Genomic DNA, 19,183 nt, shown 5'->3' with positions numbered 1-19,183 from the left:
AAGTTACTTCGGTAAAATTATAATTGATTTAAAAAATTTCTATATTGTTGATTATTCGGATATAAATCTATCAACCTATTTACAATATTTCTAGCCTTTTCTTTTTGATTAGATTTAGCATATAAATACGCCAAAGCATACAATAAGCCCTCATTAGTTCCTTCTACTTTTAAACCGGCAACTAGCACTTTTTCAGCATTTTTAAAATCTTGCTTTTTATCATATAATAATCCCAGGTTATAATACACTCTAATGTTTTTGGGTAATAATTTACTTGCTTTTTTAAGTTGAACAATGGCATCATCTACTCTATTTAATTCGGCATACATTAAAGCCAATGAATAATAAACAGGTCCGTAAGTAGGCTCTTGTTCAATGATTGTTAAAAAGGCATCTTCCGCTTTTTTATATTCTTTATTGTTATAATATAATGTTGCTAAACTTAAGCGAATTTGATTATTAATATTATCAATTGCCAAGGCACTTTCAAAACTCTCTATTGCTTTTGCCGTATTTCCTTGCTTCAAATAATAATCTCCTCTTTTCATTCTTATGCCAACAAAATCTGCATTTGTGTTTAGATGTAGAAAAAATTCTTCTTTTACTTTTGTGTAGCTTTCTTTGTAAACTTCAGGAATTTCTGCTTCTGTTACTCCTCCCAACCCAAAAAAAGCTTTAATTCTAATACTTCTTTTTGGATCTTCTAATAAGGGTAAAAAATAAGCCGTATAATCTTTAGAGTTCACACTACTTAAAACATCTACACTAGCACCTCTTACCAATGCAGAATTATCATTTAATAAAGTAATATACTCTTGTACAAAATTTTGTGCATTGTAATTAGACAATACTTTAGTAGCAGACGCTCTTACAATTTCTGGTTGATGTGTATCATGCATTAACTCAATTAAACCTACATGTCCATTAGGTTGCATCGTAATTCCTGGTGCTAATTTTTCTGAATAATGAATAGAATCTACTTCTCCAAATAGTGTTTTAAAGTTTTTTGCTGCCCAAACATCATCTTTATCTTTATGACAGCCTGCACATGCATTTGGCGTTCCGTATTTAACGCTTAAATCTGGTCTTGGTATTCTAAAACTATGGTCTCTTCTAAAATCATTCCCCATATAAAATCTTCCTGGCATATGACAGTTTATACATTTTGATCCGTCTGTATTTGGTTGATGAAAATGATGTTCTGCTGTATCATATTTTTCTGGAACATGACATTGTGCACACAATTTATTACCATCAAACTTTAGTTTTAACGTATGCGCATCATGACAATTAGTACAGGTAACATTATTTTGATACATCTTACTCTGTAAAAAAGAGCCATACACATAATCTTCATCTAAAATTTGACCGTCTGCCTGATACAATCTCTCTTCCAATAATTGTGGATAATAATGGTCTAACAACGTTCCTTCAAAATTAAAAAGCTCAGAAAACTGTTCTCTTCTCATGTGGCAACGTGCACATTGGTCTACCAACTCTTTGGGTGCTGTGGCAGTTGTCATTTGAAAAGAACCGCTTGCTACATATTTTTCACCAAGTTCTGCAACATCAGCAACATGTTGTTTTCCAGGACCATGACAAGCTTCACAGTTTACATTAATTATTGCAAATTTAGTATCGTAACTATGCGTTTTCTCATCGTAATTTTTACGAACATTTGTAGAGTGGCAATCGGCACACATGTTGTTCCAATTTAAACCACCTCTAGACCAATGCAACCATTCTGAATGTACCACCTTAAAATCTGGATATAAATCGAACCATTTATTTTTAACAGAATCCCAAGCAGTTCTTAAACATTGAAAATGTCCGTTAGGGAATTGAACAATATATTGTTGTAAAGGCGTAATACCAAAAGTATACACAATTTTATAATCATGATTTTTACCATCTGGTCCTTCTGTATTTACGTAAAAATCTGTATCTTTTTTATAAAAACGAGACACAACACCCTGGCTAACAAATTTTTGATTGTTGAAATTTCCTAAAATTGAAGCACTATCTGCCAGTTGCATCGCTTTATCATGATGAGATCCTTTCCATTTTTTAAATTGATCTTGATGACATTCTTGACATTTTTTATCTCCTAAAAAATGATCATCCGGAATCATTTTTCCCGAAAGAAAAACGCCTTCATTCTTTGTGACCTCCTTGTATTCTGTTTTTTTAGTACAGGAAGAAAAAAATAATAGAGAAAGAAACAAAAATGTTCCTATTTTAATTAAAAACCAGGAGTAAACGTATTTTGAATTCACGAAAAGTGTTTTTGTATAAATTGTAGCTGTAAAACTAAAGTTTCTATTTGCTATAAAAAAAGATATTTATCAGTTTTTATTCAAAAAAAAAGTTAAAAAATTATTAAAAATTGAAAAGCAATATTTATTTGCATTTGCAACAAAACTCTTTATATCTTTGTATCTTATTCCTATTATTAATATATGAAAATTATTATAGCCGGAGCTGGAGACGTTGGTTTTCACTTAGCTAAACTTCTTTCTTACGAGTCTCAAGATACATACATCATTGATTTTGATGGTGAAAAATTAGAATACCTTAGCAGTCACTTAGATGTTATTACTAAAAAAGGCGATGCCACTTCTATTAAATTATTAAAAGAAATTGGAATAGAATCTGCCGATATACTAATTGCAGTTACCGATAGCCAAAATACTAATTTTACCATTTCTGTAATTGGAAAATCTTTAGGCGTAAAAAAAACAATTGCTAGGATAGACAATCCGGAGTTTTTAAATGAATGTGAAGTTGATTTCAAGAAATTTGGTCTAGACTTTATGATTTCACCTAGAGAATTGGCGGCAAATGAAATAAAGATGCTGTTAAAGCAATCTTCTTTTAATGACACTGTAGCCTTTGAAAGTGGTATTTTTAATGTATTAGGAACCCCATTAACCTATAAATCTCCCATTGTAGATTTAAACGTAAAAGAAGCAAAACATAAATTTCCGGAAGTACATTTTACAACAATTGCTATTAAAAGACAAGGTGTTACGCAAACAATTATTCCTAGAGGAGATACTGTTTACCAAGTAAATGATCAGGTATATTTTTGTGTACCCAATTATAGCATGAAAGATCTTTATCCTATAACCGGCAGAAAACCATTCGAAATTAAAAATGTAATGATTCTTGGTGGTGGAAGCATTGGCGAAAAAACAGCCCGGAAACTTAGTAAAGATAACTTTAAAGTAAAACTGATTGAAAAAAATAAAGATCGTGCAGAAGCGCTTGCAGAACAATTAAGTGATACTTTGGTTATTAATGGTGATGGTAGAAATTTAGAACTATTAGAAGAAGAAAATATTAGACAAACTGATGCTTTAATTGCGGTTACAGGTAATTCTGAAGCCAATATAATGTCTTGTTTAGTAGCCAAATCTAAAGGAGTTAAAAAAACAGTGGCGCTCGTTGAAAACATGGATTATATTCATATTTCTCAAACCATTGGTATTCAATCTTTAATTAACAAAAAACTACTTGCTGCAAGTAATATTTTTAGACATATTAGAAAAGGTGAAATTTTGGCTTTGGCCAATTTACACAACATAGATGCAGAAGTTTTTGAATTTGAAATTCAAGAAAATGCAAAAGTTTCTGAATGCCAAATTAAAGATTTACGTTTTCCTAGAGAAGCTGTTATTGGTGGTGTTATTAGAGATAAAAAAGCAATTATGCCTCATGGAAACATGCAAATTCAAACGGGTGATAAAGTAATTGTTTTTTGTTTACCAGAAGCCATAAGTGCCGTAGAACGTTTATTTAAATAATATGACGAGTACTCTAAACACCAAAATAATATTTCGCTTTTTAGGTATTACTGCAATCTTAAACGGGTTTTTTATGTTTATCGCATATCCCTTTAGTGTGTATCATAATGAAAATGCAAAATGGGGTATTCTAAAAGCAGGAATTGTAACGGTAATTATAGGACTTTTACTCTATTTCTTAAACAAACCTAAAAACACAAATATTCAAAAGAAAGATGGATATTTAATAGTAACCTTAGGATGGTTAATTCTTTCCTTTACAGGAATGTTACCATATTTATTTTCAGGAACAATACCAAGTGTTGCAGATGCCTTTTTTGAAACAATTTCAGGATATTCTACTACAGGTTCTTCCATCTTAGCAGATATAGAATCCATGCCAAAAGGAATTTTATTTTGGCGAAGCGCAACACATTGGATTGGCGGAATGGGAATAATTGTACTTACCATTGCAATTTTACCTCTTTTAGGAATTGGAGGAATGCAACTTTTTATGGCAGAAGCCCCAGGACCATCTGCAGATAAATTACACCCAAGAATTACAGATACGGCAAAACGTTTGTATTTAATCTATATCTCTTTAACTTTTGCCCAATTCTTTTTATTAAAAGTTGCTGGTATGACCTGGTTTGATGCTATTAATCATGCAATGGCAACAATGAGTACAGGAGGTTTTTCTACAAAAAATAACAGTGTAGCTTTCTTTAATAATTTACCTTGGGTTCAATATATTATTATCTTTTTTATGTTGGTAGCAGGAACAAACTTTGTATTGACCTATTTTGCTTTGAAAGGAAAAATTAAAAAAGTATTTGAAAGCGAAGAATTTAAATATTACTTTTTTGGAACCATAGGTGTTACTGCAATTATAGCGATTATTATCATCTTTTTTCAAGACCCAAATTTACAAACAAGTATTGCGCATCCAATGGTGTATGGACAAGTAGAAAGTGCTATAAGGCATTCTTTATTTATGGTTACCTCTGTAGTAACCACCACTGGTTTTGTTTCTGCAGATTTTACCATGTGGCATTTCTTTGCTACGGGAATTTTCTTTGCATTATTTTTTACAGGGGGTTCTGCAGGTTCTACAAGTGGTGGCATAAAAATAGTAAGACATATTGTAATGCTTAAAAATAGCTTTTTAGAATTTAAAAAAGCATTACACCCAAACGCCATTATTCCTGTAAGACTAGACGGAAAATCCATACCACATACTATTGTATTTAACATACTTTCCTTCTTTATTATTTACATGTTAATTTTTGTTTTATCGTCCGTTATTCTCACGCTTTTGGGACTAGATTTTATATCTGCTTTAGGAGCAGCGGCATCTTCTTTAGGAAATATTGGCCCTGCAATTGGCTCCGTAAGTCCAGTAGATAATTATGCTCACTTATCTGATGCTGCCAAATGGTTTTGTTCCTTTTTAATGTTGATAGGGCGTTTAGAACTTTTTACTGTTCTTATTTTATTTACACCCTTCTTTTGGCGACGAAATTAAGGTTCTCTTTAAAATCATTTCCACGTATTTTTCTTTATTAGGGTTTTTTTATAGGATTTATTTTTTGATAAGATCTCTGAAAATGTTATAACCTCTTTAAACTAACATTATTATACGGTTAAATAAGCCTTTACATTTTAAAGTGTTTGTTTTTTTTCCTACTTTAGAGGTCTAATATTTAATTAAAAAAACATGAAACAAAAAGACATTTTAAAAATTGCAATGCTATTTATTTTTGCATTAACCACAAATTACAGCTTTTGCCAAACAACAATTGTATCCAACGGATTTGAAGGATCGGATACATGGGCAATAAGTGCAGGAACACCGTCAATTAATTCTAATGCGGGAGGATCGGATACACCAAGTAATGCTAGAATTAAATCTGGATCAAATTCTTGGACAATTAACAATGGAAATGAAACAGTAGAATTTGCTTCTCAATCTATAGTTGGAAAATCTAATGTGAAAGTTTTAGTGTATTTATCCAGTACAGCAGGAACTAGTGGTAATGGTGCTGATGGGGCTGACTATATTAAAGTTTATGCAAATATAGATGGAACAGGATTTCCTACTTCTGCAGACATACAAATTGATGGAAACAGTAATGCAAGATGGGATTATGCAGCTTCCTTAACTGCAACGACTATTGCAGGTACTAGTATTAATCATGCCGCGCCTCAAGGAGGAACAAATGCTAATAATTATGCTACTTTAGAAATCACGATTCCAGATGGTTCAACTTCTGTAGCTTTAAAAGTAGAAGGAAAAAATAATAGTGGAAATGAGTATTGGAATATTGATGACATTACTTTAGTAGGAGAAGTTGCCTCAACAGATACCAACGTTTCTTTTAGTAGCGCTACTTCTTCAGTAACAGAAAACGGAACATCTATTGATGTTTGTGTTGCAATTACCAATGAGGATACGAACCCAACTTCTGTAGAACTTGCACTTACAAGTGAAACAGCAACAAATGGTACAGATTACGCTTCTAAAACATATCCTATTACCTTAACCTTCCCTGCAAATAGTAGTGCAAATCAATGTGTTACCTTTACAATTATTGATGATGGAGATTTGGAAGGAGATGAAACAATTGTATTAAGTTTACAAAATGTTTCTGGAGGAAACTCAGCTGTATTAGGATCAACTACACAACACACCCTTACTATTACTGACGATGAAGTACCTCCTGTACCTAATATAGTAATTAATGAAATTCTAGCTGATCCAACTGGCATCGATGCGAACCAGGATGGTACTGTAAGTACTACTCACGATGAATTTGTAGAATTAGTAAATACGGATCTAATTCCTCATGATTTAACTGGCTATACAATATCAGACCTAATTAGTGTTCAATATACTTTTGGAGCTGTTACGCTACCTGCAGGTGCATCAGTAGTTATTTTTGGTGGAGGAAATGCACCTTTTACTAATATTCCAGGAATTTCAGACAAAGGTTCTGGTAATGGTTTATCATTTAATAACACAGGAGATACAGTTACCCTTAAAAATTCTTCAGGAGACATTATTGCAACATATTCTTATGGAAGCGAAGCTAATAGTGATGAATCAATAGGAAGAAATGAAGACCTAACTGGTACAACACTTGTAAAACATGAAACAATTTTAACCAATCCTGTTTTAGCCTCTCCTGGAAGATATAACGTATCTAATGTACCTTTTACAACCAACACATGGAAAGGAATTACCAACAATGATTGGGATACAGCATCTAATTGGAGTACAGGCGTAACTCCAACAAGTGGGGATGATGTTCATATATTAAAAGTTACCAATGGAGCAACAGCTTCATCAGCTATAACAGTTAATTCAATGATAATAAATCATGGAGCTTCATTTATTGCACAATCAACGGTAACAGGAAACATTACTTATAACAGAACTTTAACCGCAGATGCATCATCATCAAAGGCATGGCATTCAGTTTCTTCACCTGTAACCGGACAAACCGTAGCAGATTTTATGTCTAATCATACCTTAGCATCTGGCTCTGTAACGGCTTCAAATAGAGGTATTGCTTCTTATAATAATGCAACACCAGCTTGGAATTATTATCAAGATGGATATTCAGGTACAGATTCTTTTGATACGAAAGGATATGTAGTAAAATTAGTTACTGCAGGTAATGTAGCTTTTACAGGAACATATACTTCTGGTGATAAAGATTTTACTATCGCACAAGGTGCAGGTAATAACTATAATTTGGTAGGAAATCCTTTTACAGCTTTTGTAAATGTTGGAAGTTTCTTCTCAGATAATGCTGCTGCGAATAGATTAGATGAACAGACCTTATATATATGGGATCCTGCTACAGAAATTTATGTGCCAAAATTATCTGGTACTGATGATTCTTTTGAGATTGCACCAGGACAAGGATTTTTTGTAACTGCAGGAACTGCATCATCAAACAAAGTAACTATTACGGCTACAAATCAAAGTCATCAATCAGATACTTTTTTAAGAAATTCTAGAACTGAAATAGTTTTAAATGTAGCACAAGCAGATACTAAACACAATACTGAAATATACTATTTAGAAGGCGTTACTAAAGGATTTGATAATGGTTATGACGGTTCTATTTTTAGTGATTATGATTATAAATTGGCTATTTACACACAATTAGTAGAAAACAATCAAGGTAAAAACTTAGCTGTACAATCTGTGCCAAAATCAGATTTAGAAACTACAATTGTTCCTTTAGGTATAATAGCAAAAGCAAATGAAGAACTTACTTTTACTGCGGATGCTTTAAACATTCCTTCTGGCGTATATGTATTTTTAGAAGACAGACAAGAAGGTGTTTTTACGAATTTAAATGAAATAAATGCTTCATATAAAGTTACGCTAACAGAAGCAGCAAACGGAATTGGTAGATTTTATTTACATACTTCTAATAGTGCTTTAGGTGTAACTAAGATAGATGCAACAAACATAAGCATCTATGCGCCTAACTCATCAACTTTAAAAATAGTTGGATTAGAACAAGGAGAAACAAGTTTAAAAATGTTTACAATTCTTGGAAAACAAATAGTAAACACTTCTTTTAATTCTAACGGAGTTAAAGAAATTGCATTGCCAAAATTGGCATTAGGTGTATATCTTGTACAATTAAAATCTGCTACAGGAACCGTAAATAAAAAAATAATTTTAGAATAAATAACACTAAATTCTGCCTGCTAAAAGCAGGCAGTTAATAAAAACCAGATAAATATGAACAAGCAAGAAACAGAAATGAACAATATTACTAGAAAAGATGCTCTAAAAAAAATTGGTAATTACGGTAAATATGCCGCATTAACAGCACTGGGTACTTATTTAATTCTTAACCCACAAAAAGCACAAGCTTCAAGTCCAGCAGCACCAGGTTTAGATTTTTAAAAAAAACCTTTTAAAATAAAACGCCTCAATATTTGAGGCGTTTTTTGTTTTGTATAAATAATAAAATAACTACTTTTATTTTTTATGAAAGACACTTCTCAAATGTTATATAAAGTAGTTGAAAACAAAACAATAGTTTGGTTTAAAAACAGTAATGAGTACCTAGTTTTAGAAAATGAAACTGCAGATATATTAAAAAGATTAAGTAAAGGAATTTCTGTAAAAGAGATAGCAGCTGCTTTATCTAAAAAACTATCTGTACCTGTTGATAAAACCTTTGACTTTATAATAGACCTAGAAAAAAGAGTTTACAAACCAAAATCTAAAAAAGAAACAAAAATTGTAAATGATTATAGAGATATTCAAAGACCAAAAGAATTTGAGTTTATAAAATACTATAAAATAAATAGCCTTGTTATTAAGGTTTCCTATTCTTCTGAATATGAATTGTATTTAGTTCATCCTAAATTTGCTTATTTAGAGACTAATATCACAACAGAATTCAACCATCAATTTACAGTTTTTACCAATAATAATTTCACTTTTTTATTAATTGATAATCTTTTTATTGGTGCATGGAGTCAAAAAGAAATTCATTTTTTTCAAGGAAAATTTTCAATGGAACTCATTCAAAAAATTCATCAAAAAGATGAAAAACAATGGTTGGGCGTTTTTCATGCATCCGCAGTGAGTAATGGTAAAAAATCAATGTTATTCTTAGGGGATTCTGGTAATGGAAAAAGTACTTCCTTAGCACTTTTACAAGCCAACGGATTTACTTGTTTAGCCGACGATTTTGTACCAATGGATGCTAAAAAACAAGAAGTATACAGTTTTCCGGCTTCTATATCTGTTAAAAAAAATAGCTTAGACTCTTTACTTCCTATTTATCCAGAATTAAAGAATTCTGCTGAGTTTCATTTTAAAAGACTTAATAAAATAGTACGATACATACAACCAAACAACGAAGACCTTTTTGCCCATTTACCATGTAATGATGTCGTTTTTATCAAATATGAAAAAGGATCTGACCTAATCTGTGATAAAATTTCAAAAATTAATGCTTTTGAGCGATTAATTCCAGATTCTTGGTTATCACCAGAAATAGAAAATGCACAAATATTTTTAGACTGGTTTGCCAACCTAAATTGCTATCAATTAACCTATTCTAATAATAAGGAAATGATACAGACCGTTTCTAATATTTTTAATAATGAATTATAAAGAAACCCTGTTTTTTGTTGCAAAATGTTTAACAATTTCTTTGGAAGAAAAGAACAAAAAAGAAATTGAAATTCAATTAAAAACAACTGAAATTGATTGGGATTCTGTTGTAAAAGCAAGTACCGGTCATTTTGTTTTTCCTGCTTTATATTGCAATTTAAAAAGAGCCAATTTTCTTCATTACTTACCAGAAGAATTGGTGAATTATATGATTCATATTACTGATCTGAATAGAGAAAGAAATTTGCAAATTATAGAACAAGCCAAAGAAATTAATGAATTACTATTAGCCAACCATATCACACCTATATTCTTAAAAGGAACCGGAAATCTATTAGAAGGTCTCTATGAAGATATTGCGGAAAGAATGGTGGGAGATATTGATTTTATTGTTTCTAAAAAAGACTTTAAAAATACTGTAGAGATTTTAAAGAAGGAAAAGTATAGTGCCAAAAATGAAACTTATATGGACTTTCATTGGCATTATCCCAAAATGGTTAAAGAAAACAGAATTGGAGCTGTAGAAGTTCATAACAAAGTTTTAAAGAAACCCTACACCAGTTTTTTAGATTATAAAACTCTAGAAGAAAATTCATTTTCTTCTAGTAATTGTAAAGTTGCTTCTTTCGAAAATCAATTTTTAATTACAATTTTACAAAAACAAATTAATGATAATCTCTATTTTTCTAAAACGATTACTCTAAGAAATGTTTATGATAGTTTTTTATTGTCTATTAAAACAATTTCCACAAAAAGAATTATAGAAAATAAGACGATAAAGAAATATTTGAATGACTATAAAATTTGTGCATCAGAAATTTTAAACGCACCTAAAAGTTTAGAATACACAATTAATAACGAATCAAAAAAATATCTAGAATCATATCTTAAAATTATAGGAAATTCTAAAAAAGAACTCAGAAAAATTAAATTGATTAATTCTTATATCAAAATTAAAGATAAAGTTAAAATTCTACAATATTCTTTTATAGATAAAGAGTACCGTTCATATACATTTAGACGGTTTAAGGATGTTGGTTTTTATTTAAAACAATTCAGTTTAGATAAACCTAAACCAAACTCTTAACCTCTTCAAAATCTAAACCTCCATAATTACCAGAACTCATTAACAAAACGGCAGTTTTCTCTAAATTCTGATGAAACAAAAACTCCTTAAATTCATCCGGATTTGTGTAAATAATTAAATCATCTCTTTCAAATGCATTTGCAATTTGCGCTGCAGTTACTTCTTGCAATTGTTTAATTTTAACCGCATGCGGAGAATAAAACACCACTGCCTTATCTGCAGGATCTAAAGCTCCTTTATATTCAGATAAAAACGCTGCATTTAAACTAGAATAGGTGTGCAACTCTAAACAAGCCAATACTGTTCTTTCTGCATATTGTTCTTTTACCGCTTTTGTAGTTGCTGCTACTTTTGAAGGCGAATGTGCAAAGTCCTTAAATATAACTGTACTTGTACTTTCTGCAATTTTTTCTAAGCGCTTACTTGCTCCATTAAAACTGGCAATTGCTTCATAGAAATCATCTTCATCAACTCCCATGTGCTGACAAATCCATTTTGCACCCGCCAAATTTTGTAAATTATGATTTCCAAAAATTTCTAAAGGCAAATCTCCATCAATGGTTTTTAAAAAAGTAATTCCATTTTCAATATAATGTTCTGGAGTTTTATAAGGATATTTTTTTATATGATTTTCCGAGTTTTCTACCACATCCTTTACTATTTCATCTTCCTCATTATAAATCATACTTCCTCCATGAATCATAGAATCTGTAAATATTCTAAATTGATCAACATAATTTTCGAAAGTTGGAAACACATTTATATGATCCCAAGCAATGCCGCTTAACAGCGCAATGTTAGGTTTATATAAATGAAATTTAGGTCGCATATCTATTGGAGAACTCAAATATTCATCGCCTTCTAAAACAATAAAATCGTTTTTTTCTGTTAAATGAACCATGGTTTCAAAACCTTCTAATTGTGCACCAACCATGTAATCTACTTCTTTTTCATGATAGTTTAATACATGTAAAATCATAGAAGTAATTGTTGTTTTTCCGTGAGAACCACCAATTACCACCCGTGTTTTATCTTTAGACTGCTCATATAAAAACTCCGGATAAGAATAAATTTTTAATCCTAGTTCTTGTGCTTTTAACAATTCTGCATTGTCCTTTTTAGCATGCATTCCTAAAATAATAACATCTAATTCTGATGTAATTTTTTCTGAAAACCAACCAAACTCCTCTGGTAATAATCCGTATTTCTCTAACCTAGATTTAGACGGGTTGTGAATTGTATCATCAGAACCAGAAACTTGGTATCCTTTTTGTTGTAATGCAATTGCAAGATTGTGCATGGCAGAACCGCCTATAGCAATAAAGTGAATGTTCATTTAATAAAATTTATAAAAAAAGTAAAAATACAAAAGCTTAAAACAATATTGATTATCTTTAGACTGAAACTCATTCAAAAAATGGTTTTACCTGCTTAAAAGACGTGTTCACTAATTACAGATTGTTTTTTGCTTAAATTTTAACGTATTTTGAGAACATCAAATCTTTAAATTATGAAAAAAATTGCCTTTATTCTAACTATGACTCTACTCTTTTCTTCTTTAACCAATGCCCAAGATAATTATAAACAACTATGGTTAGAAGTTGAACGTTTTGAAGTTGATAATTTACCAAAATCTGCATTAAAAATTGTGGATAAAATATACCTAAAAGCAGAAGACGATAAAAATTCTGTTCAAATTATTAAATCCCTTTTTTATAAAAGTAAATTTTCTTTAATTCTTGAAGAAGATGCACAATTAAAGGTTATTTCTGAATTTAAAAAGCACATTGCAGAAAGTTCTATTCCAACAAAAAATGTGTTAGAAAATGTATTGGGTAACTTATATTGGCAATACTTTAATCAAAATAGATATAAATTTTACAACCGAACAAAAACTGATTCTTCGTCAAGCTCTGTACTTAAAAAAGGTGATTTTAGAACCTGGGATTTAAATACCTTGTTTGAGGAAATTCATACAAATTTTAAAAATTCTCTTTTAAATTCTTCTGCTTTACAAAAAACAGACGTGTATGATTTTGCAGATATTATGCAAATTCAAAAAGGCTCTAAAACGTATAGACCTACGTTGTATGATTTTTTAGCAAACAATGCACTTGAATTTTACAAATCTTCAGAAACAAGTATTACAAGACCTTCTTATAAATTTTTACTTGATAATGTTGATTTTTTAAGTGATTTAAAAACATTTTCAACGTTAAATTTAGTTTCAAAAGATACCTTGTCTTTGCAATTTAATGCTTTAAAAATTTATCAAAACCTCATTCAATTTCATCAAAAAACCAAAAACTCTCAAGCTTTAGTAGATATTGATTTACAAAGAATTAGTTTTGTAACACAACATGCAACCTTTACAAACAAAGAAACTGTTCTAAAAAACACCTATCAGAAATCATCAGAAGTTTTTAAAAAGAATGAATTAAGTGGTTTGTATCTATTTGAAATTGCTAAAATTTATAGAGCGCAAGCAACTACCTACACAAACGATAAAATTGAAGAAAACCGCTTTAAAAATAAAGATGCAGTTTCTTTATGCAACCAAATCATTCAACAGTTTCCAGGAAGTTTAGCAGCGAGAAAATGCAACATCTTACTAGCACAAATAAAAAAACCTACGTTAACAATTACTGCGGAAGAATATATTCCTATCAATAAAAATTCAAGAGTATTAATTCAGTATAAAAACATTGACAAACTATTCTTTAATGCCTATAAAATTAGCAAAGAACAATTAAACACATTTCAAAAAACGTATAATTATAACGATAAAATAAAATTTATCAATTCTTTAGAAAAAATCAAAAACTGGGAAGATAATTTGCGTAATGAAAATGATTACTTACAACACACAACGGAAGTAATTGTACCCAAATTTGCAAACGGACATTATTTACTTGTTGCATCTGAAAGCAAAGAATTATCTGAAGATAACATATACGGAACAACCAACATTCAAGTAACCAATTTAACGCTAATAGAAAATAATTTCGACAATAGATACAACTATCAAATAGTAGATAGAAATACCGGAAAACCTTTTTCAGGAGCAGAAATTCATTTAAAAAACGAAAAAAGAAACAGAGGATCAAACATCAATAAAAAATTAATTACAGATAAAAACGGATTTGCTTTTTTTAAGAGTACAAACTATTATCAGAATGTAGAAATCACTGTAAAAACTACAAATGACAATGCCACTTTCGGGAATTATTATTTATATGAAAACAATAGAAATAATAACATAAATGATGATGGTAAAATAACTATAAAACCATTTATTTTTACCGATAGAAGTATTTACAGACCAGGACAAACTGTCTTTTTTAAAGCTATTGTACTCAAAAAAAGCGATACAACTTCTGAAGTTCTTACAAATGAATATGTTGCTATTACGTTAAAAGATGTGAACAATCAAGTTGTAAAAACATTTACTTTAAAACTGAATGAATTCGGATCAGTAGCTGGCGAATTTATATTACCAAACAATGGGTTAACAGGAAATTTTTCTATAGGAATTGAAAAAAGTACTGAACATAACAGCAAGTTTTATAACCAAGCAAATTTTAATTATAATGCGCATATAATTGCCGTAGAAGAGTACAAAAGACCAAAGTTTGAAACTGAATTTAAACCCATTACAGAAAGCTTCAAAATAAATGATTCTGTAACTATAAAAGGATTTGCGAAAGCTTTTTCTGGTGCAAATATTACAGATGCTAAAGTTGTTTATCGCGTGCATAGAAAAGTGCAATATCCAACTTGGTGGTATTGGTATAGACCAACCGCAAGTTCGCAACCGCAAGAAATTACGCATGGAGAAAGTATTACAGATGCAGCTGGCAACTTTACCATACAATTTAAAGCAATTGCTGATGAAAGCGTTTCTAAAGAAAGTCTGCCCATTTTTAATTATGAAATTACAGCCGATGTTACCGATGTAAATGGAGAAACTAGAAGTGCAACAACTATTGTAAAAGTTGGTTATCATGCCTTGTTAGCAACCATTTCTTTGGATGAAAATATAGATAAAAACAACAAAGAAAATACCGTAGCACTTACTACAAAAAACTTAAACGGAGAGTTTGTTGCCGCAAAAGGTACTTTTAAAATTTACAAGTTAGAATCGCCACAAAACCCACAAAGAAAACGTGTTTGGAATGCACCTGATTATCAAGACATTTCTGAAAAAACATTTAGAAATTTGTTTCCTAATGAAGCATTTACAGAAGAAGAAGCTGATGAAAAAAACTGGAAAAAAGGCAGCTTGGTTTTCAACACCACTTTTAACACCAAGATTTCTAAAGAAATTAGTTTAAAAAACATAAAAAACTGGGAATCTGGAAAATACATTTCAATTTTAGAAAGCTCAGACAAATTTGGACAAGCAGTAAAAGATCAGAAAAAATTCACCGTTTTTTCATCCAAAGAAAAACAAGTTCCAGACAATAATTTGTTTGTCATAAATACTGATAAAATTGCGTATAAAGTTGGTGATGTTGCAGAAATTAAAATTGGCTCTGCCTCAAAAAACATTACCGTTATTGTTCAGGTTGAAAAAAATCACACTATTGTAAATACACAACTAGTTCATTTAGATAACACTACAAAAATTATAAAAATTCCTGTAAACAAAGATGATATTGGTGGTTTTGCTATAAAATATCACTTTGTAAATTACAATTATTTTCAAAGTGGAAGTCTCATTATTAACGTTCCAGAAAAAGAGGAAAGTTCAATAGAAATTGTAACCAATATTTTTAGAGACAAATTACAACCAGGACAAAATGAAACATGGAGTTTTACCATAAAAAATGATAAAAATGATAAAGTTGCTGCAGAAGTTTTAGCCTCTATGTATGATGCTTCTTTAGATGAATTTAAAGCGCATAATTGGTTATTTAATCCTATTCAACCGAAAGCCAATTACTACTCTTATAATAAAAGTAATGCAAACCAGAGTTTTGGAAACAGCTACTTTAAAATTATAAATAATCAATATAGCTCAACTCATTTCCCGAGTATTTCTTACGATACTTATAACTGGTTTGGCTTTAGTTTACATACTAATAATTGGACTAACAACACCTATTTAAGAAATCTAAAAGCCAAAATAAATAGTACAAGAAAAGATTATGATGGTACTATTTTAGGAACAATTACTGACGAACAAGGAGAACCTATACCTGGTGTTACTATAGTTATAAAAGGCACAACTTATGGTACAACAACTGATTTTGATGGTAACTATACTTTAAAAATAAAGAAAGGTGACGTATTGTTTTTTAACTATTTAGGATATAAAACCAAAGAAATTGCCACCACTAATTTTAAGAATTTAAATGTTAAACTAGAAGAAAGTGCAGAACATTTAGAAGAAGTTGTGATGGTTGGTTACGCCACAAAAAATAAAAGTGCAATATCTGGCGCTGTTAGAATGGTAAACCCCGAAATGATTCAAGCAAAAGTAGCTGGAGTTGAAGTAGAAGACGAAATGGAAAGCGACAGCATTCAGATAAGAGGAGATGCATCAATTTCTGGTGACCAACAACCTTTATATGTAGTTGATGGAAATATCATATCTCCGGAAGAATTTAAAAGTATAAATCCTAAAAACATTGCAGAAATGCAAGTGTTAAAAGCTACTGAAGCAACTTCATTATATGGAGCAAAAGCAATAAATGGAGTTATAATTATTACAACAAAAGCAGGCTTAAATAAAGAATTATCTTCTATACAAGCCCGCAGTAACTTGCAAGAAACTGCGTTCTTTTATCCACAGTTAAGAACAGATAAAAACGGACAAATAAGTTTTAATTTTACAATACCAGAAGCGTTAACCCGTTGGAAATTGCAAATTGTAGCGCATACCAAATCATTACAGTCTGCCACTAAAACTTTACAAAGTATTACACAGAAAGAATTAATGGTGGTACCCAATGCACCAAGATATTTACGTGAAGGAGATCAAATAACTTTTTCTGCAAAAATTAGTAATCTTACAGAAAACGTATTAAATGGTGTTGCCAAGATTTTTTTAACAGACGCTATTACCGGAAAAGAAATAACAAACAACTTATTAACTAGTAAAAACAATGTAAATTTTACGGTTGATAAAGAAGGAAACACAAACGTATCTTGGAAAATAGAAATTCCAGAAACCGTGCAAGCTGTGCAGTATAAAATTGTAGCAAAAGCTGATGATTTTTCTGATGGTGAACAAAACGTTTTGCCTGTATTATCTAACCGAATGTTGGTTACAGAAACATTGCCAATGTGGATTCGCTCTAATCAAACAAAAACATTTACGTTAGATAAATTAGTAACCAATTCATCTGCTACCTTAAAAAATCAAAAGCTTACCTTAGAAATGACTTCCAACCCAGTTTGGTACGCCATTCAGTCTTTGCCATATTTAATGGAATATCCGTATGAATGTGCAGAGCAAACTTTTGCTAAATATTATGCAAATACTCTGGCAAGTTTTGTAGCAAATTCGAACCCAAGAATTCAAGAAGTATTTAATGCTTGGAAATCTTCGGATGCATTGTTAAGTAATTTAGAAAAAAATGAGGAATTAAAATCACTAATTATACAAGAAACTCCTTGGTTACGAGATGCACAATCTGAAACTGAACAGAAAAAAAGAATTGCTTTATTGTTTGATTTGAATAAAATGAAAAATGAACAAGAAAAAGCCCTCAATAAGTTAAAAGATTTTCAAATGAATTCTGGTGGCTTTCCGTGGTTTAAAGGTAGTAAATACGAAAGTATTTATATCACACAACATATAGCCTCAGGTTTTGGTCATTTACAAAAGTTGGGTGTTACTCAATTTGATGCATCTACAAAAAAAATGATACAAAAAGCAGTACTTTTTTTAGACAGAGAATTTGTAGAACACTATAAAAATTTATTAGAAAAAGCAGTTGAAATCAAAGAAAAAGCAAAAACTAAAAAAGAAGGAGATAAAAAATATAACGCGTATTTGGCAAAAAATAATATCGGTTATTTTACCATTCAATATTTATATATGCGTAGTTTTTTTACAGATATTACTGTAGATGATGCTACAAAAAAAGCCATAGATTATTATCAAAACCAAACAGCCATTTATTGGAATGAATACAATTTGTATGCGAAAGGTCAGATTGCTTTATCTCTTTTTAGAGCTGATGAAAAAATAACGGCAACTAAAATTTTAAAATCTTTAAAAGAAAACAGCATTTCTTCAGATGAATTAGGAATGTATTGGAAATCTAATACTGCTGGTTATTACTATTATCAAGCGCCAATTGAAACACAGGCTTTGATGATTGAAACATTTTCAGAAATAGAAAATGACACAAAAACCATTGACAATTTAAAAATTTGGTTGTTAAAAAACAAGCAAACAAATAGATGGAAAACCACAAAAGCAACCACAGAAGCTGTGTATGCACTTTTATTAAATGGTAGCGATTGGGTTTCGGTTACAGAAATGGTAACTATAAAAATAGGAGATAAAAATATAGATCCTTCTAACTTAGATGTAAAAGTAGAAGCAGGCACAGGTTATTTTAAAACTTCTTGGAATGCTTCTGAAATTACACCAAAAATGGGTAAAGTTACTATCAATAAAAAAGGAAATGGCATTGCATGGGGAGGTTTGTACTGGCAATACTTTGAAGATTTAGACAAAATTACTACTGCAGAAACTCCTTTAAAATTGAATAAGAAATTATTCTTAAAAGTAAATTCTGAAACAGGAAAAGAATTGCAAGCCATTACTGATGAAACCGTACTTAAGGTAGGCGATTTAATTACTGTACGAATAGAATTACGCTCAGATAGAGACATGGAATTTATTCACATGAAAGACATGAGAGCTTCTGGTGTTGAACCTATTAACGTTTTATCAAAATATAAAAGGCAAGATAATTTGGGGTATTATGAAAGTACAAAAGACGCTGCTACCAATTTCTTTTTTGATAAATTACCAAAAGGCGTCTATGTTTTTGAATATGATGTTCGCGTAAATAATGCTGGGAATTTCAGTAATGGAATTACTACAATTCAAAGCATGTATGCTCCAGAATTTAGCAGTCATTCTAAAGGGACTCGTTTACTAATTAGTGAATAAAAAAAACATCATTTGAG

9 protein-coding genes are annotated in these 19,183 nt (G+C 30.5%); 7 read left to right on the top strand and 2 right to left on the bottom strand.

Annotation, left to right across the window (positions count from 1 at the left end):
• Nucleotides 1–17 precede the first annotated feature (17 nt).
• A complete protein-coding gene (locus ACSHW5_RS03730) occupies nt 18–2,276 on the bottom strand; it encodes a tetratricopeptide repeat protein (RefSeq protein WP_435674772.1) in 2,259 nt (752 codons plus the stop codon).
• A 183-nt stretch (nt 2,277–2,459) separates the two neighbouring features.
• Between ACSHW5_RS03730 and trkA the strand changes: the two genes are divergently transcribed.
• From trkA to ACSHW5_RS03700, 6 genes are all read left to right on the top strand, one after another.
• Nucleotides 2,460–3,806, top strand: coding sequence for a Trk system potassium transporter TrkA (gene trkA, locus ACSHW5_RS03725; protein ID WP_435674771.1), 1,347 nt, complete (start codon nt 2,460–2,462; stop codon nt 3,804–3,806).
• A 1-nt stretch (nt 3,807) separates the two neighbouring features.
• Nucleotides 3,808–5,310, top strand: a complete 1,503-nt coding sequence (locus ACSHW5_RS03720) for a TrkH family potassium uptake protein (RefSeq protein ID WP_435674770.1) — start codon at nt 3,808–3,810, stop codon at nt 5,308–5,310.
• Between the two features lie 192 nt (nt 5,311–5,502).
• The gene (locus tag ACSHW5_RS03715) at nt 5,503–8,496 is read left to right on the top strand and encodes a lamin tail domain-containing protein (RefSeq protein WP_435674769.1); all 2,994 of its coding nucleotides are present in this window, start codon (nt 5,503–5,505) and stop codon (nt 8,494–8,496) included.
• A gap of 54 nt (nt 8,497–8,550) precedes the next feature.
• Nucleotides 8,551–8,718 carry a hypothetical protein gene (locus ACSHW5_RS03710; RefSeq protein WP_435674768.1) on the top strand — a complete coding sequence of 56 codons (168 nt, stop codon included), beginning with the start codon at nt 8,551–8,553 and terminating at the stop codon, nt 8,716–8,718.
• Nucleotides 8,719–8,802: 84 nt separating this feature from the next.
• The gene (locus tag ACSHW5_RS03705) at nt 8,803–9,942 is read left to right on the top strand and encodes a hypothetical protein (RefSeq protein ID WP_435674767.1); all 1,140 of its coding nucleotides are present in this window, start codon (nt 8,803–8,805) and stop codon (nt 9,940–9,942) included.
• Nucleotides 9,932–11,029, top strand: a complete 1,098-nt coding sequence (locus ACSHW5_RS03700; protein ID WP_435674766.1) for a nucleotidyltransferase family protein — start codon at nt 9,932–9,934, stop codon at nt 11,027–11,029. The genes ACSHW5_RS03705 and ACSHW5_RS03700 overlap by 11 nt, the downstream gene beginning before the upstream one ends.
• Here the strand turns inward: ACSHW5_RS03700 and ACSHW5_RS03695 are convergent.
• Entirely contained in the window at nt 11,013–12,365 is a 1,353-nt protein-coding gene (locus ACSHW5_RS03695) for a UDP-N-acetylmuramate--L-alanine ligase (RefSeq protein WP_435674765.1), read from the bottom strand. The two genes, ACSHW5_RS03700 and ACSHW5_RS03695, sit on opposite strands and share 17 nt — an antisense overlap.
• Before the next feature lie 174 nt (nt 12,366–12,539).
• Here ACSHW5_RS03695 and ACSHW5_RS03690 point away from each other — a divergent pair, with 174 nt between their 5' ends.
• Nucleotides 12,540–19,166 (top strand): carboxypeptidase-like regulatory domain-containing protein, encoded by a 6,627-nt coding sequence (locus tag ACSHW5_RS03690; protein WP_435674764.1) that lies wholly within the window; start codon nt 12,540–12,542, stop codon nt 19,164–19,166.
• Nucleotides 19,167–19,183 lie beyond the last annotated feature (17 nt).

Origin of the sequence: Polaribacter sp., assembly GCF_051251875.1 — a bacterium.
Lineage (GTDB): Bacteria > Bacteroidota > Bacteroidia > Flavobacteriales > Flavobacteriaceae > Polaribacter.
This window is presented reverse-complemented; position numbering and strand designations above follow the sequence as displayed.

What these genes read in the sequence shown, in the direction of transcription:
- ACSHW5_RS03695 (WP_435674765.1), bottom strand. Translation starts at nt 12,365, where the DNA reads ATGAACATTCACTTTATTGCTATAGGCGGTTCTGCCATGCACAATCTT.
- ACSHW5_RS03715 (WP_435674769.1), top strand. Translation starts at nt 5,503, where the DNA reads ATGAAACAAAAAGACATTTTAAAAATTGCAATGCTATTTATTTTTGCA.
- ACSHW5_RS03720 (WP_435674770.1), top strand. Translation starts at nt 3,808, where the DNA reads ATGACGAGTACTCTAAACACCAAAATAATATTTCGCTTTTTAGGTATT.
- trkA (WP_435674771.1), top strand. Translation starts at nt 2,460, where the DNA reads ATGAAAATTATTATAGCCGGAGCTGGAGACGTTGGTTTTCACTTAGCT.
- ACSHW5_RS03700 (WP_435674766.1), top strand. Translation starts at nt 9,932, where the DNA reads ATGAATTATAAAGAAACCCTGTTTTTTGTTGCAAAATGTTTAACAATT.
- ACSHW5_RS03710 (WP_435674768.1), top strand. Translation starts at nt 8,551, where the DNA reads ATGAACAAGCAAGAAACAGAAATGAACAATATTACTAGAAAAGATGCT.
- ACSHW5_RS03705 (WP_435674767.1), top strand. Translation starts at nt 8,803, where the DNA reads ATGAAAGACACTTCTCAAATGTTATATAAAGTAGTTGAAAACAAAACA.
- ACSHW5_RS03690 (WP_435674764.1), top strand. Translation starts at nt 12,540, where the DNA reads ATGAAAAAAATTGCCTTTATTCTAACTATGACTCTACTCTTTTCTTCT.